General features: G+C 61.7%; 20 protein-coding genes. 8 read left to right on the top strand and 12 right to left on the bottom strand.

Annotated features, from left to right (window positions below):
• Window positions 1-3: 3 nt before the first annotated feature.
• From ACM6IM_RS04860 to ACM6IM_RS04840, 5 genes are read right to left on the bottom strand one after another with little or no spacing between them, the layout of a single operon-like run.
• Window positions 4-834, bottom strand: coding sequence for a DUF2797 domain-containing protein (locus ACM6IM_RS04860; RefSeq protein WP_201189910.1), 831 nt, complete (start codon window positions 832-834; stop codon window positions 4-6).
• Window positions 831-1,091 carry a YeaC family protein gene (locus ACM6IM_RS04855; RefSeq protein WP_192302957.1) on the bottom strand — a complete coding sequence of 87 codons (261 nt, stop codon included), beginning with the start codon at window positions 1,089-1,091 and terminating at the stop codon, window positions 831-833. The genes ACM6IM_RS04860 and ACM6IM_RS04855 overlap by 4 nt, the downstream gene beginning before the upstream one ends.
• A gap of 34 nt (window positions 1,092-1,125) precedes the next feature.
• Window positions 1,126-1,995 (bottom strand): rhomboid family intramembrane serine protease, encoded by an 870-nt coding sequence (locus ACM6IM_RS04850; RefSeq protein WP_201189912.1) that lies wholly within the window; start codon window positions 1,993-1,995, stop codon window positions 1,126-1,128.
• Window positions 1,992-2,966: a metallophosphoesterase gene (locus ACM6IM_RS04845; protein ID WP_192304803.1), complete on the bottom strand. Its 975-nt coding sequence runs from the start codon at window positions 2,964-2,966 to the stop codon at window positions 1,992-1,994. The genes ACM6IM_RS04850 and ACM6IM_RS04845 overlap by 4 nt, the downstream gene beginning before the upstream one ends.
• On the bottom strand, window positions 2,963-3,853 hold the full coding sequence (locus ACM6IM_RS04840) for an NAD(+) kinase (protein ID WP_192302967.1): 891 nt from the start codon (window positions 3,851-3,853) through the stop codon (window positions 2,963-2,965). The genes ACM6IM_RS04845 and ACM6IM_RS04840 overlap by 4 nt, the downstream gene beginning before the upstream one ends.
• A gap of 123 nt (window positions 3,854-3,976) precedes the next feature.
• Here ACM6IM_RS04840 and ACM6IM_RS04835 point away from each other — a divergent pair, with 123 nt between their 5' ends.
• The gene (locus ACM6IM_RS04835; RefSeq protein ID WP_414864359.1) at window positions 3,977-4,927 is read left to right on the top strand and encodes a DUF1853 family protein; all 951 of its coding nucleotides are present in this window, start codon (window positions 3,977-3,979) and stop codon (window positions 4,925-4,927) included.
• 45 nt (window positions 4,928-4,972) lie between these two features.
• On the opposite strand, the gene ACM6IM_RS04830 is transcribed toward ACM6IM_RS04835, so the two are convergent.
• Both ACM6IM_RS04830 and ACM6IM_RS04825 read right to left on the bottom strand, forming a co-directional pair.
• Window positions 4,973-6,256 (bottom strand): arsenic transporter, encoded by a 1,284-nt coding sequence (locus ACM6IM_RS04830; RefSeq protein ID WP_414864358.1) that lies wholly within the window; start codon window positions 6,254-6,256, stop codon window positions 4,973-4,975.
• Between the two features lie 83 nt (window positions 6,257-6,339).
• A complete protein-coding gene (locus tag ACM6IM_RS04825; protein WP_192302973.1) occupies window positions 6,340-6,897 on the bottom strand; it encodes an NADPH-dependent FMN reductase in 558 nt (185 codons plus the stop codon).
• Between the two features lie 177 nt (window positions 6,898-7,074).
• Here ACM6IM_RS04825 and ACM6IM_RS04820 point away from each other — a divergent pair, with 177 nt between their 5' ends.
• Both ACM6IM_RS04820 and ACM6IM_RS04815 read left to right on the top strand, forming a co-directional pair.
• Window positions 7,075-7,326 (top strand): hypothetical protein, encoded by a 252-nt coding sequence (locus ACM6IM_RS04820; RefSeq protein ID WP_192302975.1) that lies wholly within the window; start codon window positions 7,075-7,077, stop codon window positions 7,324-7,326.
• An 85-nt stretch (window positions 7,327-7,411) separates the two neighbouring features.
• The gene (locus ACM6IM_RS04815) at window positions 7,412-8,305 is read left to right on the top strand and encodes a LysR substrate-binding domain-containing protein (protein WP_414864357.1); all 894 of its coding nucleotides are present in this window, start codon (window positions 7,412-7,414) and stop codon (window positions 8,303-8,305) included.
• On the opposite strand, the gene ACM6IM_RS04810 is transcribed toward ACM6IM_RS04815, so the two are convergent.
• The 5 genes from ACM6IM_RS04810 to ACM6IM_RS04790 form a co-directional block, all read right to left on the bottom strand.
• Entirely contained in the window at window positions 8,271-8,885 is a 615-nt protein-coding gene (locus ACM6IM_RS04810) for a GNAT family N-acetyltransferase (protein WP_414864356.1), read from the bottom strand. The genes ACM6IM_RS04815 and ACM6IM_RS04810 overlap by 35 nt on opposite strands.
• Window positions 8,886-8,899: 14 nt before the next feature.
• The gene (locus ACM6IM_RS04805; protein WP_414864355.1) at window positions 8,900-11,155 is read right to left on the bottom strand and encodes an Orn/Lys/Arg decarboxylase N-terminal domain-containing protein; all 2,256 of its coding nucleotides are present in this window, start codon (window positions 11,153-11,155) and stop codon (window positions 8,900-8,902) included.
• A 127-nt stretch (window positions 11,156-11,282) separates the two neighbouring features.
• Window positions 11,283-12,032, bottom strand: a complete 750-nt coding sequence (gene dnaQ, locus ACM6IM_RS04800; protein WP_192302983.1) for a DNA polymerase III subunit epsilon — start codon at window positions 12,030-12,032, stop codon at window positions 11,283-11,285.
• Between the two features lie 166 nt (window positions 12,033-12,198).
• Complete coding sequence (gene rnhA / locus ACM6IM_RS04795; RefSeq protein WP_192302985.1) at window positions 12,199-12,651, bottom strand: ribonuclease HI; 453 nt, start codon at window positions 12,649-12,651, stop codon at window positions 12,199-12,201.
• 90 nt (window positions 12,652-12,741) lie between these two features.
• Window positions 12,742-13,500 (bottom strand): methyltransferase domain-containing protein, encoded by a 759-nt coding sequence (locus ACM6IM_RS04790; protein ID WP_414864354.1) that lies wholly within the window; start codon window positions 13,498-13,500, stop codon window positions 12,742-12,744.
• 65 nt (window positions 13,501-13,565) lie between these two features.
• Between ACM6IM_RS04790 and gloB the strand changes: the two genes are divergently transcribed.
• The 5 genes from gloB (at window position 13,566) to ACM6IM_RS04765 (ending at window position 20,862) form a co-directional block, all read left to right on the top strand.
• Window positions 13,566-14,333: a hydroxyacylglutathione hydrolase gene (gene gloB / locus ACM6IM_RS04785; RefSeq protein ID WP_192302988.1), complete on the top strand. Its 768-nt coding sequence runs from the start codon at window positions 13,566-13,568 to the stop codon at window positions 14,331-14,333.
• Between the two features lie 99 nt (window positions 14,334-14,432).
• On the top strand, window positions 14,433-15,881 hold the full coding sequence (locus ACM6IM_RS04780) for a transglycosylase SLT domain-containing protein (protein WP_414864353.1): 1,449 nt from the start codon (window positions 14,433-14,435) through the stop codon (window positions 15,879-15,881).
• A gap of 233 nt (window positions 15,882-16,114) precedes the next feature.
• On the top strand, window positions 16,115-17,947 hold the full coding sequence (locus ACM6IM_RS04775) for an extracellular solute-binding protein (protein ID WP_414864352.1): 1,833 nt from the start codon (window positions 16,115-16,117) through the stop codon (window positions 17,945-17,947).
• Window positions 17,944-19,785: an extracellular solute-binding protein gene (locus ACM6IM_RS04770; RefSeq protein WP_192302994.1), complete on the top strand. Its 1,842-nt coding sequence runs from the start codon at window positions 17,944-17,946 to the stop codon at window positions 19,783-19,785. Before ACM6IM_RS04775 ends, ACM6IM_RS04770 begins: the two co-directional genes overlap by 4 nt.
• A gap of 3 nt (window positions 19,786-19,788) precedes the next feature.
• Window positions 19,789-20,862, top strand: a complete 1,074-nt coding sequence (locus ACM6IM_RS04765) for a microcin C ABC transporter permease YejB (protein ID WP_192302996.1) — start codon at window positions 19,789-19,791, stop codon at window positions 20,860-20,862.
• Window position 20,863 lies beyond the last annotated feature (1 nt).

The following is a 20,863-nucleotide window of genomic DNA, read 5'->3' as shown; positions in this document are numbered from 1 at the left end:
TCCTTACTGATGCACGGCGAGCTGATAAGCCGTGTATTTACGAATATTGATCACGCCGGTGTCGAAAATCAGGTACTGGCCCTTGATCCCCAGCAGCGTGCCTTCGGCAATCGGGTTCTTGTCCAGGTTGAAGCTGACGATCTTGGCCGGGTACTGCTGGACCGGAAAGCGGATTTCCAGCGGTTCCACATCGGCAATGGTCTGGATCGCCTGCAGGCCGAATCGTTCCTGCAAAGCCTGCAATCCCTCGGCACAGCGGTCGAACAACTGGTCGCGAATTTCCGCCAGGTCCACCGCCGCCGCCTCGCCCTTGAGTAACGCACGCCAGTTGGTCTTGTCCGCCACCTGACTGCGCAGCAGGTCCTCGACGAAACCCGATTGCTGGCGGGTGGCGACACGCATGATCGGCAGCGCCTGGCGGGCTCCCTGGTCGATCCAGCGGGTTGGCAGCTGGGTGGCCCGGGTTATCCCGACTTTCACCCCGGACGAGTTCGACAGATACACAATGTGATCGGTCATGCAGAACTGCTCGCCCCACGCCGGTTCACGGCAGGTGCCGGCGTCGTAATGGCAGCGCTCCGGGCTCATGATGCACAGGTCGCACTGCGCCAGCTTGGTCATGCACGGATAGCAGTAACCCTGGCTGAAACTGGTTTTGGTCTTGCGCCCGCAATGGGAGCAGAAAATCGCCCCCAGGTATTCCAGGCGGACCGTGCTGCCGATCAACGGATTGACCGGCACCTCGAGCTCGCCCAGACGAAACGCGTACTGCACCTCGGCCCCGTCAAGGCGTGCCGACATCTTGCTGATTGCACCGCGGCCAATCTCGATCAATGGACGGCATCCGACTTGAACAGCACGTTCGGAATCTCGATCGATTTGGAAGCGCACTCCTGCACGCCCATGTAGCCGGTGCGCTGGTCTTCGGGCAGGTTCTGGATTTCCCAGGCGATCATCGCTTGCAGCGACAGCTCGCGCTGCTCGGCGGTGAGTTTGCCACCGTCGGACCATTTACCGATTTCCACCGCCACTTTCAGGCTGTTGTAGATATCCGGGGTGATGTTCTTGATCATTTCGTTGAAAGAGGACATTGGTTCTGCGCACTCCATGATTCACATGACAAATTTAGACGGCCAGTTTACGGCGGTTGTACAAACCGCCCAACAAACCGGTCAAGCATCCGACGAGCAACCCGCCGACGTGGGCGGCGTTGGCGATTTCACCGAAGCCGATCAACGAGACCAGCCCCGACAGACACAGCAGCAGCCACACCAGCATCATCACCAGCACGCCACGTGGCAGGCGATAGGCCCGGTTCGGGGACAACAGCTGGAAAATCCAGCAATGCCCGAGCAGCCCATACAGTACGCCGGACAACCCGCCAAACAGGGTCGGGCCGCTGACAATGAACTGGGCGTAGTTGGACACCAGGGCAAACAGCAGGGTCAGGCCGATCAGGTTGATGCTGCCCTGGCGTGATTCGATACGCCTTCCCAGCTCCCAGTACCACATGCCGTTCATGGCCAGGTGCAGGAAGCCGAAGTGGATCAGCATCGGCGTCACCAGGCGCCACCACTGCCCCGCCGCCAGGCTGTCGGCCAATGGGGTGAAATGAATGTATTCGCCGACGACCCGGAAATCGAGGAAGGTCAGCCAGCGCATTGCCTCGAGATTTTCGCCCAGCAGCGTCACCGCGCCGACGATCAGGCTGAGCAGCAACACCAGTGCCGTGGCCTTGGCGTGGCGCAATTGCTCGACAAATCCGGGGCGCGTGGGGGCTTTCGCCACCGGGATGTCGAGTCGCTGATCAGGATCGCCGGCCGGATAGCGCTCGTACAGCACGCGCACATCTTCGCTGATGCTGGCGGGCACCCAGAGCACTTGCTCGCCCTGCTCTTCGCTGACCCGGTGCGGCACCTGCATGCGTTCGAGCAGGTTGACAAAACCGCTCAGGTCCACCGCCAGCGGCAAGCGCAATACGGCCACGGCGCTCATCGCAACGCCTCCGGCCGCTCGACATCGACCCAGACGAATTTGTGCGGGTCCAGGCGCGTTTCCTGGTCCAGGCGATAGGCAACCAGTTTGCCGTAGAGCACCGCGCTGTAGTCCAGGCAGGCCAGGTTCGGTCGGATCGGCGCCGGTTTGCCGCTGCGCCAGTAGTGGCCAACGAACAGCAACGGCTCATCGGCGCCATAACGCAGCAAGGTATTCTTTTCGCTGGAGCTCAGCGGTGTGCGGGCCACGGGTTCCGGCAAGGCATCGGGCTGGAACACGATATCGCCATAGGTCTGCGGGTCGTCTTCCCAGAATTTGGTCCGGAAGAAAGAGCGGGTCAACCCGTCGCCGCTGGTCATGGTCAGGCCGTGCGGCAGACGCATGTCGGTGCCGCGCAGCAAGCGGTCGAACACGGTGCAGGCGAAACTGCCGGGCATGCCGGAGGCCTGGAGAAAATGTTCGTCGACACAGCCATCGGGGAACAGTGCGCGCAGCGGTTCGATCAGGCCACCATCCCAGCAGGCATGGACCACGCGGAAACGCCCGGCGTCGACGAACAGCGGCAACTGGTAGAACCATTGCAGGAAGTCATGCCAGTCGGCGGGGTGATCTTCAAACTGGGCCAGGGTCTCGCCCAGCAGGCGCGCGTGGCGCGGCGTGTGTTCGCGCACGAACTGCTTGCCGCTGCCCGGCGGCGCCGGCGTGCTCCAGCCCAGGGCGTTGAACTCATGATTGCCCATGATGCACAGCGCCTGCCCGGCCTCGACCATGTCGTGAACGATGTGCAGCGCCTCGCGAATCCGCGGGCCGCGGTCGATGATGTCGCCGACGAACACCGCCATGCGCGAAGTGTGCCGCCAGACGCCAGCCTGTTTATGATAACCGAGCCGATCGAGCAAATGCTCAAGGGTCAACGCGCAACCATGTACGTCGCCGATCAGGTCATAACTTCGCGCGGGATCGAGCATCAGTCGCCTCCACCACCCAACTTGCTGCCCCAGCCGAGCTTGGTCCGGCAGACTTCATAGTAGTTGTGGTCGAGCGGGTGAATCAGCCGCAGTTTCTGCGCTTTCTTGCTGACGGTAATGGTGTCACCCGGCGCGCAGGTGAAGTGGTTCTGCCCGTCACAGGAGACCTGCGGGTAGATCTGCATATCCTTGGACACGACGATTTTCAGCTCACTGTTGCCATCGACCACAATCGGCCTACCCGACAAGGTATGGGGGTACATGGGCACAATCACAATAGCGTCGAGCTTGGGATGCATGATCGGCCCGCCCGCCGACAGCGCATAGGCGGTGGAACCGGTCGGCGTGGCGACGATCAGGCCGTCGGCCTTCTGGCTGCAGACGAACTGGCCGTCGATGTACAGCTCGAACTCGATCATCCGGGTCGATTTGCCAGGGTGCAGGACCACATCGTTCAGTGCATCGCCCTGGCCAATGGCCTCGGCGTGGCGCCGGACTTCGGCCTGCAACAGGAAACGGTTTTCCACCAGGTAGTGGCCGTCGAGCACTTCGGCGACCTTGGCTTCGAGTTCGTCGGGACGGATATCGGTGAGAAAACCCAGGCTGCCACGGTTGATGCCGAGCACCGGGATGTTGTGCCGGGCCAGGGCGCGCGCGGCGCCGAGCAGGCTGCCATCACCGCCGACCACAATCACCATGTCACACACTTCGCCCAGCATCTTGCGCGACGAGGTTTGCAAGCCGTGCCCCGGAAGCACTTCGGCGATGGTGTCTTCGAGGATCACATGCAGGTGACGATCGAGCAGAAACCGTTTCAGTCGGCGGACGGTATCCAGCACCTGCGAACTGCCCAGGCGACCGATGATGCCGATATTACGAAATTGCTCCATGGGGCTCCTATAGGGACGCGGGGGCCTGCGACGGCTAAAAACACGATTATGGGCGAAAGCGCGGGATAGACAAAATCCTTTCAGCGACAAGGGTGTACTCATGTTTGAGGCTATGCTCGCAAGATGATCCTATTTCCCGACCTGTTGCAGTTACCCCATCAGTTGCGTCACCCCGAGGTGCGCGACCTGGCGTGGGTCATCCTTGCGCCGCCGATGCTCGAGGTCACGCCGTGGCCACAGCGTCATCCGCTGGCCGGCAGTGATTGGGTGCAAGCGCCGGAGCGCCTCGAGCAATGGCTGCGCCAACTGGATCGCGACAGCTATGACTTGCTGCACTGGCTGGCCCAGGCTCGAACCCGGCGCCTTGGGCTGTATTACGAACGCTTGTGGCAGTACGCAGTGCGTCATGCCCCGGGTATCGAGCTGCTGGCCGCCAACCTGCCGATCCGCCGCGAGGGCCACACGCTGGGGGAGCTGGACATGCTGCTGCGCGACCGCGACGGCGTGCATCATCTGGAGCTGGCGATCAAGCTTTACCTGGGTCCGCAGGCGGGCGATGGCCATGACGCTGCGCGCTGGCTGGGCCCCGGCTGCCACGATCGGCTGGACCGTAAACTGGCGCACCTGAGCCAGCATCAGTTGCCGATCTCCAACCGCCCCGAAAGCCGCGAGGTGCTGGCAGCCCTGGACATCCGCGAGTTCAGCGCCCATTTGTGGCTTGGGGGCTACCTGTTGTATCCGTGGCCGGGAAAGTCTCGACCGCCGGCTGGCGCGCATCCGCAGCACCTGCGTGGCCGCTGGCTGCATCAAAAGGACTGGCCGGCGTTCTTCACCCGGCAGCCGCCCGGCCGCTGGCAACCCCTGCCCCGTCATGCCTGGCTGGCGCCGGCGCATTATCCGGCCGAGCAGGCCTGGAATGCTCAACAGCTGGAGGCGTGGCTCGGGGAGCTGGAACCGCTGGCGCCGGCGCAACTGCTGGTGCGCCTGATCGAAAACACCGACGGCGACTGGGAGGAAGCGGAGCGCCTGTTCCTGGTGGCCGATGCCTGGCCGAATGTGCCAGGTAACGGCTAACCGTCCCTGTAGGAGCGAGCCTGCTCGCGATGGAGCCGACACGGTCTAGATGGACAACCGCACCGCCAACGCCGCCAACGTCACCAGCAACACCGGCAGGGTCAACACAATCCCGACCTTGAAGTAATACCCCCAGCCGATCCGGATGTTCTTGCGCTCGAGCACATGCAGCCACAGCAGTGTCGCCAGGCTGCCGATCGGGGTGATTTTCGGCCCCAGGTCGCTGCCGATGACGTTGGCGTAGATCATCGCCTCCTTCACCACGCCCGTGGCCTGGCTGGCGTCGATGGACAGCAGACCAATCAGCACGGTCGGCAGGTTGTTCATCATCGACGACAGCAACGCGGTCATCACACCGGTGCCCAGCGCCGCACCCCAGACGCCGTATCCGGCAAACACGTCGAGCCAACCCGCCAGGTACACGGTGAGCCCCGCATTGCGCAGGCCATAGACCACCAGATACATGCCCAGGGAGAAAATCACGATGTGCCACGGCGCTTCCTTCATGACCTTGCGCGTGGAAATCCGGTGGCCACGAGCCGCGATGGCCAGCAACAGTGCCGCGCAGACCGCCGAGATGGCGCTGATCGGAATGCCCAGCGGCTCCAGCGCGAAACAACCGAGCAACAGAATCACCAGCACCGCCCAACCGGCGAAAAAAGTCGCCCGGTCGTGGATCGCACTGGCCGGGTCCTCGAGTTGCTCAGGGTCATACGTCCGGGGAATATCCCGTCGGAAGAACCACAGCAACACCGCGAGCGTCGCCGCGACGCTGACCAGGTTGACCGGAATCATGACCGCCGCGTAGCGATTGAAGCCGATGTTGAAGTAGTCGGCGGAGACGATGTTGACCAGGTTCGACACCACCAGTGGCAGGCTCGCGGTATCGGCAATGAACCCGGCGCCCATGACGAACGCCAGGGTGGCCGTCGGGGAGAAGCGCAAGGCCAGCAGCATGGAAATCACGATCGGCGTGAGGATCAGCGCCGCGCCGTCATTGGCGAACAGTGCCGAAACCAGCGCCCCCAGCAGCACCATCCAGGCGAACAGCCTGCGGCCATTGCCCCGCCCCCAACGCGCGACGTGCAACGCCGCCCAGGCAAAGAAACCGGCCTCGTCCAGCAACAGGCTGATGATGATCAGGGCAACGAAGGTGCCGGTGGCGTTCCAGATGATCTGCCACACCAGCGGGATGTCACTGACGTGCACCACGCCGGTAATCAGTGCCAGCACAGCGCCCAGTACCGCACTCCAGCCGACGCCCAGGCCTTTGGGTTGCCAGATCACCAGGGTGATGGTCAGCAGGAAAATCAGAGACGCCGTGAGCATGAAAAGCTGCCTGAAGGGAACAAAGGCGCAGATTCTGGAGCAGGCCACGCCTTTGTGGCAACGGGATCATGACAATGCGGGCGTCAGGCCTTCTTGTACTGCTCGACCCACTTGGCGTAAGCATTGATAAAGTTCTGCAGGAACGGCTTCACCGACTCCGACAGCTTGCCCGCCTCGTCAAACGCCGAGCCGGCGCCGCCGAGATAGGCTTCCGGTTGCTGCATGCACGGCACATCGAGGAATACCAGGGACTGGCGCAGGTGATGGTTGGCACCGAACCCGCCAATCGCCCCCGGCGATACGCTGATGATCGCCCCTGGCTTGCCACCCCAGGCGCTCTTGCCGTAGGGCCGCGAACCGACGTCAATCGCATTTTTCAACGGCGCCGGAACCGAACGGTTGTATTCCGGAGTGACAAACAGCAACGCGTCGGATGAAGCCACTTGTTCGCGGAAAGTGCTGTAGGCTGCCGGCGGTGATACATCGATGTCTTCGTTGTACAGCGGCAAATCGCCAATTTCTACGATGTTCAGTTTGAGATTTGCGGGAGCCAGATCGGCCAGGGCCAGGGCGACCTTGCGATTGATCGACTCCTTTCTCAAGCTGCCGACTACAACGGCGATGGTGTACACGTTGCTCATGGAAGATTCTCGACTGTCCGATTGAAAGAGCTTGTAGTTATAGATGACGTTTCATCACGCGGGCTAGCTATACCCAGGTTCAGTTGACTATTTTTTTCCTGTAGGAAAACTTACAGCGCCTTACGACGGTCTACTGAGCCGCAAATTGAGTGTTTTATCCCCAGAGGTTCTAAGCAGATGGCAGCAGTACTCGTCGGTCAGTTCCATGCAAGAGACGCAGAAGGCCGGGTCTATTCCGTACATGAGTTCCAGGAATCCACCCCGTCCGCAGAAGGCCTTGCGCCCGTCACCACCTATAAGCTGGCCATCGGTGACCGCGTCAAGAAGCTCGATGACAATCAGTTTTTGCTGGTGCAATCGGACATTACCCTCGTCCGCGAACCCGACTCCTTCATTACGGGCGTGGCGGAAACCAACGTCGCCTCATAACGATGCGTTATGAGCAGAAGTCATGTGCGGACTTGAGTTAGGATTCAACCACTGACTCTTCACCCGCTGAACATGGACTTCACGCATGCGTTTACGCCATATCGAAGTAATTCAGGCACTTTTGCAGACCGGTCACCTGGGCACCGCCGCCGAATGGCTGCAACTGCCGGTGGCCGAGATCGAACGTACGTTGCGGGACGCCGAAAGTCAGTTGGGTTTCATGTTGTTTTCCAGTGTGCGCGGGCGCTTGCAGGCCACGCGCGAAGCACGGGAATTGCAAGTCGAGATTGCCCACGTGTATGAGGCGCTCGAACCCGTCCAGCGGCTGGCCAGCAGCCTCAAGCAGTATCACGCCCCACCCCTTCGTATCATTTGCACGCCGCCCCTGGCCCAGCAGTTGCTGCCCCAAAGCATCGCAGCCCTGCGCCGGCGCCTGCCCGATGTGCCCTGCAGCCTGCTGAGCCAGCCTACACGCGACATCGTCCGACACCTGCTGTTGCGCGAGAGCGACCTGGGCCTGAGCCTGCACGACCCCGATCATGCGGACATTGATTGTCAGGTCATCGCCCAGGGTAAATTGCAGTTGCTGGCCCCCCATGGCTGGCTGCAACCGAAACAGAAATACATTTCCCTGCAGGACCTGGCCGGTCAAGCAATGATAGGCCTCGAAGGTCATGACCCGCTGAACCCGGCACTGGACAACAAGTTGCACGCCCTGCGCCCTGCGCCCGTGATCCACACCCGGGTGCAGACCCACCAGATGATGCGCAGCATGGTCGAGGCCGGTGAAGGTCTGGCGATTGTCGACCCGTTCACCGCGCTTGGCGCCAGGTCCGCAGGCCTGGACATGTGTCCGCTGGCGCCCGCCGTCCCGATCAGCGTCTACGCCCTGTCGCTGAAAAACGCCGAACCGTCACCGGCAGCTCAAGCCTTGCTGGACATCGTCACGGAACAAGCCGCGGCGATGTTGGCGAACTGATCGGGTTCTCCAGCGGATTATCGAAGAACCGATACCAGAACAAGGCCACCTCGGCGGTGTTCGGGTCGATACCGCGATAACGCAGGTGGTCAACGCCACCAATCACGTAGCCGCAACGCTCATACAGCCGGCAAGCTCCCAGGTTGTTGTTCTGGGTTTCGAGCATGATGCCCGGCAGCTTCTTCTTGCGACTCCAGAACTGCGCCACGTCCAGAAGCGCCTTGGCCACACCGTGCCGTCGGGCCGGTGCATGCACGGCCAACTCGTCGATATGGGCAAAAGCATTCCAGTTGGTGCTGATCACCAAGTGCCCCACCGGCTCATCATCGAGATAAGCCATGAAAATCGCACTGTCGGCGGCATCGTGATACGCACTGAACTCTTCAGGGTCGATGCCATAACACTTGCGGTACGGGACGATCGGCGTGACCGGCCACTGTTCCACCGACTTGCCGATTTCGGCTGTCCCATAGGCCGCGACTTCAAAGCTGAAATCACTGCTCCAGATGTAAGCGGCGAAACCCTCATCGGCCACGCGTACCGACAGGCCCGGGTATTTCGGATTCATGACCGGCTGCATTTTGGGAAATGTCCTCACTCCTTGATGCAATCGACGGTGTAACGCCGTCCATCGCCCTCTTCTTCGTGTTGCAAGCCGTGCACATCGGCGACAAACCCTGGAAAGCTGCTGTCGAAGGTGCGGGCAAACGCCAGGTAATCATTGATCGAGCGGGTTGACTCGGTGAAGCGCTCACCCGGCATGATCAGCGGTATGCCTGGCGGGTACGGCACCAGCATCACCGCAGCGATACGCCCTTGCAACTGATCGATCGACACCGCTTCCACCTGCCCGCGAACCAGGTGGTCATAGGCGTCCGCCGGCTTCATGGCGACCTCCGGCAGCACGGTGTACATGCGTTTGAGGTGCTTGGCCGTGGCGTTGCTGCGATAGCAGGCGTGCAGTTGATCGCACAAGTCGCGCAAGCCCATGCCCTTGTAGCGCGCAACATCCTGCTGTGCCACGCACGGCAGACAGCTCGCCAGGCTGACGTTGGCATCGTAGCTGCGCTTGAACTCCAGCAGTTCGGTGAGCAGCGTGCTCCACTTGCCCTTGGTGATGCCCATGGAGAACAGCACCAGGAAGGAATACAAACCGGTTTTCTCGACGACCAGCCCACGTTCCCACAGGAACTTGCTGACCACCGCCGCAGGAATTCCGCGCTCGCTCAACGCGCCCCCCGCCGTCAGGCCCGGCATCACCAGCGTGACCTTTATCGGGTCGAGCAGCACGTAGTCATCGGTGACACCACCGAAGCCATGCCAGTCGGCATCGGGTTGCAACAACCAGTCCTGGGTCTGCACATGGTCGATGCCATCTGCCGACGGCGGTTGCCAGATGGAAAACCACCAGTCATCGGCGGCGATGTGTTGGCGCAGGTTCGCCAGAGCCCGCCGAAAACTCAAGGCCTCGTCGAACATTTCCTGTAACAGGGAGCGACCGGCCGGACCTTCCATCATCGCCGACGCCACGTCCAGTGACGCGATGATGCTGTACTGCGGCGAGGTGGAGATATGCATCATGAATGCTTCGTTGAAACGGTCATGATCCAACTGCCGCGCGCCGCCGTCCTGGACGTGGATCATCGAGGCCTGGCTGAACGCCGCCAACAGTTTGTGGGTGGAGTGGGTGGTGAACACCAGTGGGCTGTCTTCGGTACGGGAGGTGCCCATGCCGTAGCGACCGGCGAAGAATTCGTGAAACGCCGCGTAGGCATACCAGGCTTCGTCGAAATGCAGCACTTCGACGCTGTTGCCCAGTTTTTGCTTGATCAGCTCGGCGTTGTAGCACAGGCCGTCGTAGGTCGAATTGGTCACCACCGCCAGCTTCACCCTGGGCTCGCGCCCCTTGGTCAACGGGCTGGCGTCGATCTTGGCCTGGATCGATTCACGGCTGAACTCACTCAGCGGAATCGGGCCGATGATGCCCAGTTCGTTGCGTTCCGGGCACAGGTACAACGGAATCGCCCCGGTCATGATGATCGAGTGCAGCACCGACTTGTGGCAATTGCGATCCACCAGCACCAGGTCGTCCCGCGCCACCATGGAGTGCCAGACGATCTTGTTGGCGGTCGAAGTGCCATTGATCACGAAGAAGGTGTGATCGGCGCCAAAATTGCGCGCCGCGCGGGCCTCGGCTTCCGCCAGCGGTCCGGTGTGATCGAGCAGCGAACCCAGCTCGGGCACCGACACCGACAAGTCAGAGCGCAGGGTGTTTTCCCCGAAGAACTGGTGGAACGCCTGCCCCACCGGGCTCTTGTGATAGGCCACGCCACCGCCGTGACCGGGCGTGTGCCAGGAATAGTTGGAATCGGCGGTGTGCTGCACCAGCGCCTTGAAAAACGGCGGCAGCAGGCCGTCCAGGTATCGTCGTGCGGCGCGAGCCACTTGCCGCGCCAGGAACGGCACGGTGTCTTCGAACAGATAGAGAATGCCGCGCAATTGGTTGAGTTCGTCCATGGCGTCCGCCGGCGCGTTTTCCAGCGTCACCTGCTCGCCAAGGGCAAAGATCGGCAGGTCCGGTGCCCGCACCCGCGCCAGGCCAATCAGCTCGTCCATGTTGTGCAGCAGATGGGAATTGGCGCTGGGGTCTTCGGCGGCGATCAACATGCACGAAAGACGGTGATGGGTCGACGCGACCAGCCGCCCCTCGTTGTAATCCACCGCCGAAACGACACTGAAGCCTTCCTGCTCCAGCTCCCGGGCGATGCCACGCACACGATCGCCGGCGACGGTGTCGGCCTTGATGTCGCGATGAACAATCAAGACCGGGAATTTCAAGTCTTTGTACATGAGGCACAGCGTCCTGAGGCGACAAGCCGCAGCTTGCCAATAACCTCAGGGTAGAGGGTTGAAGCGGATGTGGCGAGCACCGATGCCCTGACGCAGGTCAATCGGCGCAGCATCATTTGGCCACATTTCAGGCCTGCGCCTTGGCCTCGGCCAGTTGCTGCCACAGCGCTGGAGCGCCGGCGGACTTGGCGATCGCTTCCAGGCGCGCGACGTGCTGCGCCAGGTCGTCTTCGCTGGCACGGATGACCCGCGTGCGCGGGCGATCGGCCGGCAAACGACGAATCTCACTGCCGGCATTGCCACCCTCGCCGGTGCCATCGGAAGCATTGCCGGCCAGCGACAGGCTGGTCTGGCCACCGGTCATGGTCAGGTAGACGTCGGCGAGAATCTCGGAGTCGAGCAGAGCGCCGTGGAGCTCACGACCGGAGTTGTCGACGCCGTAGCGTTTGCACAGGGCATCGAGGCTGTTGCGCTGACCGGGGTGACGCTCCCGGGCCATCATAAGGGTGTCGAGGATCGAGCAGTGTTGCGCGATATCCGCGCGCTCGTGCTGCCCCATCAGGGCGAATTCGTTGTTGATGAATCCAACGTCGAACGCCGCGTTATGGATGATCAGCTGGGCGCCCTGGATGAATTCGAAAAACTCGTCGGCCACTTCAGGGAAACGCGGCTTGCCCACCAGGAATTCGTTGGTGATGCCGTGGACGCCGATGGCGCCTTCGTCGCTTTCCCGATCCGGTTGCAGGTAGACGTGGAAGTGCCGGCCCGTCAGGCGCCGACCGATCAATTCGACACAACCGATTTCGATAATCCGGTGGCCGTCGGTCACCGGCATGCCGGTGGTTTCGGTATCGAGTACAACGGATCTGGTGGCCATCAGTGTTCAGCTCTCAATCGGTGAATCGGGTAAAAGGTGGCGATGTTAGCATGGCTGTCAGGGGTTTCAGGTAGACCGTGTGGCCCCCATCGCGAGCAGGCTCGCTCCCACAGAGGATCACGCCAGTGTGGGAGCGAGCCTGCTCGCGATAAGGGCGACTCGGTCCTCAGCCCTGCTTGAACCCCCGCACCTCGTCTACCCCACGGTTGGCCAACTGGTCGGCCCGCTCGTTGCCATGATGCCCGATGTGCCCGCGCACCCACTTCCACGTGACGTTGTGGCGGTTGACCTGCTCATCGAGCTGTTTCCACAGGTCGGCGTTTTTCACCGGCTCTTTCGCCGCCGTTTTCCAGCCGCGCTTCTTCCAGTTGGCCATCCATTCGTTGATGCCTTTCATCACGTACTGCGAGTCGGTCACCAGCAGCACGTCGCAGGAACGCTTGAGCTCTTCCAGCCCGCGGATCGCGCCCATCAGTTCCATGCGGTTGTTGGTGGTATTGGCTTCGCCGCCCCAGAGTTCTTTCTCAACCCCCTTGTACACCAGCAACGCACCCCAGCCGCCAGGGCCGGGATTACCTTTGCAGGCGCCGTCGGTGAAGAGTTCTACGCTATCGCTCATGCCAATCTATCCAGAAAATGCGCTGGCCCGCCGAGCCGCGCTCGACGAAGCCCGAGGCCGGGACATGCCCGACCGGGAATGAATACAGGTTTACGGTTCGATATTGCGCCGGTTGACCTTGGCCATTGGCAGCGGGATCAGCTTGCCCATCGGCTCGCGGCGCTCCTGGCGAAGCGGGCGCAGGCCCACGACGATCTTGCGTGCCACCAATAAATAGAAGCCGCCGCCCGAGAGCTGCCAGTGACCGGCCCTGCGCTCCCAACCGGCCAGCCGTGCTTGCCAGGCGGGCGACGCAAGCGGCGGACGATAGCACCCGAAGCGGCGTTTCTCCAGCGCGAAGCCCAGCAGGTTAAGCCAGTCGCCGACCCGTGATGGGGAAATGCAGCGGGCCTTGCGCAAGGCATCATGGGCAAATACATGGCGCAGCCCCCAGGTGCTCCAGGGGTTGATCCCGATGATCAGCAAATGCCCGCCGGGCCGCACGCTGCTGGCGGCCTCGCGCAGCAGGCCATGGGGCGACAGGCAGAAATCCAGCCCGTGCTGCAACACCACCACATCGGCGGCATGCTCGCTCAACGGCCAGGCCTGTTCTTCACAGACGATCTCGACACCCGGCAACGGCGCGCCGAGCCGCACATTGCGCTGCACCTGCGGTGCCGAAGGCGGTGTCTCGGCCGAAGGACCGTAATGCACCAGATAGCCGCCGAAGAAGCGCCCCAGCTCGTCCTCGAGCATGCGCCGCTCTTCGTCCAGCAAAAATTGCCCGTGCGGGCCGGACAGCCATTCACGGGCCGCGCTGATCAACGCGAGCCAGTCAGGATCAGCCTGAGCGAACGCTTTATCGGTCATTGCATTCTCCAACGCGCCAGGAAGTTCTAAGATGCGCCATTGTTTACCGCTTGGCGAATCCGACGATGATACAGATCACAGCCCTGCCCGCCTTCACAGACAACTACATCTGGTTGTTACAAGACCCCGATACCCGGCGCTGCGCCGTGGTCGACCCGGGCGATGCCGCACCGGTGCAAGCCTGGCTGGCCGATCATCCGGGCTGGGCGCTCAGTGATATTCTGATCACTCATCACCATCACGACCATGTCGGCGGCGTCGAACAGCTGAAAAAAGCGACGGACGCGAAGGTCTTCGGCCCCGCCAGCGAGAAGATCCCGGCGCGAGACGTTGCCCTCAAGGATAACGACCGCATCAACGTCCTGGGTTGGGACTTCGAGGTGTTCGCCGTTCCCGGCCATACCTTGGGGCACATCGCTTTCTATCATGACGGCGTGCTGTTCTGTGGCGACACCCTGTTCGCCGCCGGTTGCGGACGCCTGTTCGAAGGCACGCCCGAGCAAATGCACACCTCGCTGAGTCGTCTCGCGGCCTTGCCCGAGCAGACACAGGTCTACTGCACTCACGAATACACCCTGAGCAACCTGCGCTTTGCCGTCGCGGTCGAACCCGACAACCGGCACACCGCCGATCGCCTGGCCGACGTCACGCAAAAACGCCAGGCCGGGATCATCACACTGCCTTCGACTTTGGCCCTGGAAAAGCTGACAAACCCGTTCCTGAGGACCGGTGAAACATCCGTTAAAGATAAAGTGGACGAACGGAACGGCCCGCAAGACCGGGCTCCCAGTGCGGTTTTTGCGGCTCTGAGGGCGTGGAAAGACACCTTCTGAGCGGCCCCTGCGTCACTGCGGCCGATCGCAATGGTTGACCGCAGGGGGTGCGCTTTCTAGAATCGCCCGACATTTTTGCCCGGAACTTACTTCCAGCCAATGTCGTCATCCATTCGTAAGTCCGTCCATTCAGACGCATTGACCCGCCTGGCTCAAGCCATAGCGGTGGCTGTGTCCGCCACGCTGGCGGGCTGTTCCAGCCATGTGCCCCAGACAGAAGCGACTCACACGCCGAACATTGCCGCGCGGGCCAAACAGAAGCCGATCTGGCTCAGCGAAAAGCCGAGCCCGCAAGTTCCGCAGGACGTCTGGGAACGCATGCGCCAGGGCTTCCAGTTGCAGGAAGGCCTGGGCGTTAACCCGCGCATCGAGCAGCAGCGCCTGTGGTTCGCCAGCAACCCCTCCTTTCTCGAAAACGCCGGCGAACGCGGCAGCCTCTACATTCATTACATCGTCGAACGCCTTGAAGAGCGCAACATGCCGCTGGAACTGGCGCTGCTGCCAGTGATTGAAAGCGCCTACAACCCGATGGCCTATTCCCGGGCCGATGCGGTTGGCCTGTGGCAGTTCATCCCTTCCACCGGGCGTTATTTCAACCTGCGCCAGACCCGTTTTTATGATGGCCGTCGCGACATCACCGCGTCGACCACCGCCGCGATGGATTACCTGACGCGCCTGCACGACATGTTCAACGGCGACTGGTTGCTGGCCCTGGCTGCCTACAACGCCGGCGAAGGCACGGTCAGCCGCGCCATCGAACGCAACGAAAAGCTGGGCCTGCCCACCGATTACTGGAACCTGCCACTGCCGTCCGAAACCCAGGCCTATGTGCCGAAGTTGCTGGCGCTGTCACAAGTCGTGCTGGCCCCCGAAGCCTACGGCGTGAACCTCAATCCGATCGCCAACGAACCGTATTTCCAGGTGGTCGAGATCAACCAGCGCATGGACCTGTCCAAGGTCGCCGCAGTGGCGAATATCGACGAGGATGAACTGTTCCAGCTCAACCCGGCCTTCAAGCAGCGCACCACCATCGACGGACCCCAGCACCTGCTGGTGCCGACATCCAAGGCGCAGTTGCTGACCACCAGCCTGTCGACCATGCGTCCCGAAGAACTGATGAGCAAGCGTCCGCTCAAGCCGGTCTTCGAGGGTGCCGACAATACCCGGATCGCCAGCGCCAAGCGCAGCTACCGGGTCAAGCGTGGCGACAACCTGGGCACCATCGCCAAGGCCAACAAGGTCGACGTCAAGGACCTGCAACGCTGGAACAAGCTGACCGGCCAGAACCTGAAGGTCGGCCAGACGCTGGTGATGCAGGACACCAGCAAGCGCAGCAGCGGGCGTGTTGACACCGTACTGGCGGCCAACACCAGGACGAAGGCCAAGGACAAGAAAGAGCCGACCCAGTACAAGGTCCAGCAAGGCGACTCGCTGTATATCGTCGCCAAGCGTTTCAATGTCGAGATGCAACACCTCAAGCGCTGGAACCCGCGGGTCGGCAAGGCCCTCAAGCCTGGACAGATGCTGACGGTTGCCTCACCGCACTGATCAAGAGCCCCTGAATTCAGGGGCTTTTTTCATGCGGGAGCGAACCTGCTCGCGATGGCCTGAAAAGATGACGCGTTGTTTACCACCATCGCGAGCAGGCTCGCTCCCACAGGGTGCCGACGGGCCCTGGGCCAACAATTAACCCCGCATTAAAGCCCTGTCTTTTTCCTGTCCATACAAGCTGTTACTGTACGAGCCATAAAAGCCCAAGCCGCATGGATCGGATTTCTGACTTGACGCGTCCCCTCCTCACTTTCCTGATCAGCCTGGCCTTGAGCTCCTCTGCAAACGCGACGATCAGCGAAAGTCACGGTTATGCGCAGTTCGGCACACTCAAGTACCCGGCCAGATTTACCCACTTCGACTGGGTTAACCCGCAAGCCCCCAAGGGCGGTACGTTGCGGGTGATGGCGTTTGGCACCTTCGATACGCTCAACCCCTACACCTTCAAGGGCTCAAGTCCGGTCTCCACGCCGAACTTCCTGCAGTACGGCATCAACGAGCTCAACGAACCGCTGATGGTCGGCACCGGCCAGTACGCACCGTCCGGCGACGAACCCACCTCCAGCTATGGCCTGATCGCCCAATCGGTCGAATACAGCGAGGACCGCAGCTGGGTGGTGTTCAACCTGCGCCCGGAAGCACGCTTCCATGATGGCGTGCCGATTACCGCTTACGACGTGGCGTTTTCCTACCGCTTGCTGCTCAAGGAAGGTCACCCGCAATACCGCACCAACCTGCAGGAAGTGCTGCGGGTCGACGTGCTCAATCCGCATCGCATTCGGTTTGTCTTCAAGCGCGCCGGCAATCCGCTGCTGATCCTGCGCCTGGGCGAATTACCGGTGCTGCCACAGCACTACTGGAAAGGTCGCGACTTCAAGGCAACCACCTTCGAACCGCCACTGGGCAGCGGCCCGTACCGCATCACTTCGGTCACGCCCGGGCGGCAGATCGTTTTCGAACGGGTCAAGGACTATTGGGGCAAGGACCTGCCGGTCAATCGCGGCAAGTACAACGTCGACCGCATGGAAGTCGAGTTCTACCGCGACAGCGACGTGGCGTTCGAAGCGTTCAAGGCCGGCGAGTTCGACATCTACATCGAGCACCAGGCCAAGAACTGGGACACCGGTTACCGCTTCCCGGCGGTCAACCGCGGCGACGTGATCAAGGCACAGATTGCCCACCAGATCCCGACCCAGAGCCAGGGCTTGTTCATGAACAGCCGCCGCGCGGCGTTCTCCGACGCCCGAGTGCGCGAAGCGCTGGGGCTGATGTTCGACTTCGAGTGGACCAATCGCACCCTGTTCAGCGGCGCTTACAAGCGCGCCATGAGCTACTACCCCAACAGTGAGTTTTCCGCCAGCGGCCTGCCGGTCGGTCACGAATGGCTGATGCTCAAGCCGTACCGCGAGCAATTGCCCGCCAGGCTGTTCACCGAACCCTTCACCCTGGCGCAGACTCAGGGCCGCGGCATCCCCCGGGAAACCATGCGCAAGGCCTTGGGCCTGCTGGCCGAGGCGGGCTGGAAACTCAATGGCCAGCATGTGCAGAACGCCGCCGGACAGCCGCTGCGCCTGGAAATCCTGCTGGTCAATCCAAACCTTGAGCGCATTCTGCAGCCCTATGTCGAGAACCTCGCCAGCATCGGCATCGACGCCCGGCTTCGCACCGTGGATCGCGCCCAGTACAAGCAGCGCCTGGACCAGTTCGACTTCGACATGATTCTGATGACCCTCAGTCAAACCCTCAGCCCGGGTCTTGAACAATGGCAGTACTTCCACTCGAGCCAGGTCGGGGTCAAGGGCAGCAAGAACTACGCGGGCATCGCCAATCCGGTGGTCGATCACTTGCTCGAACAATTGCTCGCCGCCAAGACCCGAGACGAACAGGTGGCCGCCGGCAAGGCCCTGGATCGGGTGCTGTTGTGGCAGCACTACATCATTCCCAACTGGTATCTCAACTATCACCGCCTGGCGTACCGCAACCGGTTCGCCTTCGTCACCACGCCGCCCTACACCCTGGGCCTGAGTGCATGGTGGTTGAAATCTTCGGAGAAAGATCGATGAAACCCGTACGCGCCCTGCTCCTGCAGGCTGGCGGCCTGTTGTTCTGTGGACTGGCCTGGGCCGCTCCGCAACACGCCGTCACGCTTTACAACGAGCCGCCGAAATACCCGGCGGACTTCAAGCACTTCGATTACGTGAACCCGGACGCGCCCAAGGGCGGGATTTTCCGTCAGGCCGGGTTCGGCGGCTTCGACAGCCTCAATCCGTTCATCAGCAAAGGCGTGCCGGCGGACGACGTCGGCCTGATCTACGACACCCTGGCCAAACAGGGCCTGGACGAACCGTTCACCGAGTACGGACTGATCGCCGGCAAGATCGAGAAAGCCCCGGACAACAGCTGGGTGCGTTTCTACCTGCGTCCTGAAGCCCGTTTCCACGACGGCCATCCGGTGCGCGCCGAGGACGTGGTGTTCAGCTTCCAGACTCTGATCAAGGACGGCGCCCCGCTCTACCGCGGTTACTACAGTGACGTCGAAGAGGCCGTCGCCGAAGACCCGCTGACTGTGCTGTTCAAGTTCAAGCACACCAACAACCGCGAACTGCCATTGATCCTCGGCCAGCTGCCGGTGCTGCCCAAGCACTGGTGGGCAACCCGGGATTTCACCAAGGGCAACCTGGAAATGCCACTGGGCAGCGGGCCGTACAAGGTCACCCAAGTCAAGGCCGGCCGTTCGGTGCGCTATGAGCGGGTCAAGGACTACTGGGGCAAGGACCTGCCGGCCAACCGAGGCTTCTACAACTTCGACGTGATGCTCACCGATTACTACCGCGACAACACCGTGGCCCTGGAAGCCCTCAAGGCCGGCCAGTTCGATTACTGGCTGGAGATGACCGCGAAGAACTGGGCCAATGGCTACAACATCCCGGCGGTCACCGAAGGCCGACTGATCAAGGAACAGATTCCCAACGGCAACCCGACCGGCATGCAGGGATTTGTCTTCAACATGCGCCGTCCGGTGTTCCAGGACGTGCGGGTGCGCCACGCGCTGACGCTGCTGATGGACTTCGAATGGACCAACAAGCAACTGTTCAATAGCGCCTATGCGCGAACCCGCAGCTTCTTCGAGAACTCGGAAATGGCCGCCACCGGGCTTCCCGACGCCGAGCAACTGGCGATCCTCGAGCCTTTCCGCGGCAAGATCCCCGAACAGGTCTTCACCGAGGCCTTCGAAAACCCGGTGACCGACGGCAGCGGCATGATCCGCACCCAGCAACGCAAGGCCTACCAGTTGCTGCAAGAGGCCGGCTGGCGCATCGTCGACGACAAGATGGTCGATGCCAACGGCAAGCCGGTGACCATCGAATTCCTCCTGGCCCAGACCGAGTTCGAACGGGTGCTGCTGCCATTCAAGCGCAACCTGAGCGACCTGGGCATCGACCTGGTGATTCGCCGCGTGGACGTCTCGCAATACGTCAACCGCGTGCGCTCCCGGGACTTCGATATGATCGTCGGCAGCTTCCCGCAGTCCAATTCCCCGGGTAACGAGCAACGGGAGTTCTGGATGACCGACGCCGCCGACCGGCCCGGAAGCCGCAACTCCATGGGCCTCAAGGACCCGGTGGTGGACCAGCTGGTCGAACAACTGATCAACGCCGATTCACGCAAAAGCCTGGTGGCCCACGCCCGCGCACTGGACCGCGTGCTGCAATGGGGTTATTACGTGATCCCCAACTGGCACATCAAGACCTGGCGCGTGGCGTACTGGAACCACATCGGTCACCCGAAAACCTCGCCCAGGTATGACATCGGCATCGCCACCTGGTGGATCAAGCCGAACGTGGCACCGGCCATCGAAGTCGAAACCAAACTGCAAGCCGACCCTGCGGGCACGGAGTAATAGATGCTGGCGTATATTTTTCGGCGACTGCTGCTGATCATCCCGACGCTGTTCGGCATCCTGCTGATCAACTTCGTGATCATCCAGGCCGCTCCCGGTGGACCGGTCGAACAGATGATCGCCAAGCTCGAGGGCTTCGAAGGCGCCACCAGCCGGATTGCCGGCGGCGGTGCCGAGGTCTCGGTGGCCGGCTCCTCCTATCGCGGCGCACAGGGCCTGGACCCGGCGTTGGTCAAGGAAATCGAGCACATGTACGGCTTCGACAAGTCGGCGCCTGAACGCTTGTGGATCATGATCAAGAACTACGCGACCCTGGACTTTGGCGACAGCTTCTTCCGCGACGCCAAGGTCATCGACCTGATCAAGGAAAAGATGCCGGTGTCGATCTCCCTCGGGCTGTGGAGCACGCTGATCATGTACCTGGTGTCGATTCCACTGGGGATCGCCAAGGCCACGCGGCACGGCAGTCATTTCGACGTCTGGACCAGTTCGGCGATCATCGTCGGCTATGCCATCCCCTCGTTCCTGTTCGCCATCCTGCTGATCGTGGTGTTCGCCGGCGGCAGCTACCTGGACTGGTTTCCGCTACGGGGCCTGACCTCGAACAACTTCGATGAGTTGAGCATGGGCGGCAAGATTCTCGACTACTTCTGGCACCTGGCGCTGCCCGTGACCGCGCTGGTGATCGGCAACTTCGCGACCATGACCCTGTTGACCAAGAACAGCTTCCTGGACGAGATCAACAAACAGTACGTGGTGACCGCCAAGGCCAAGGGGCTGACGAAAAACCGCGTGCTCTACGGCCACGTGTTTCGTAACGCCATGCTGTTGGTCATCGCGGGTTTCCCGTCCGCATTCATCGGGATTTTCTTCACCGGCTCGCTGCTGGTGGAAGTGATCTTCTCCCTCGACGGCCTGGGCCTGATGAGTTTTGAAGCGGCGATCAACCGCGATTACCCGGTGGTGTTCGGCACACTGTTCATCTTCACGTTACTGGGCCTGCTGGTGAAACTGATCGGCGACCTGACCTACTCCTTCGTCGATCCACGCATCGACTTCGAAAGCCGGGAGCATTGAG

Source organism: Pseudomonas sp. IT-P12, assembly GCF_949767465.1.
Classification (GTDB): Bacteria; Pseudomonadota; Gammaproteobacteria; order Pseudomonadales; family Pseudomonadaceae; genus Aquipseudomonas.
This window is presented reverse-complemented; position numbering and strand designations above follow the sequence as displayed.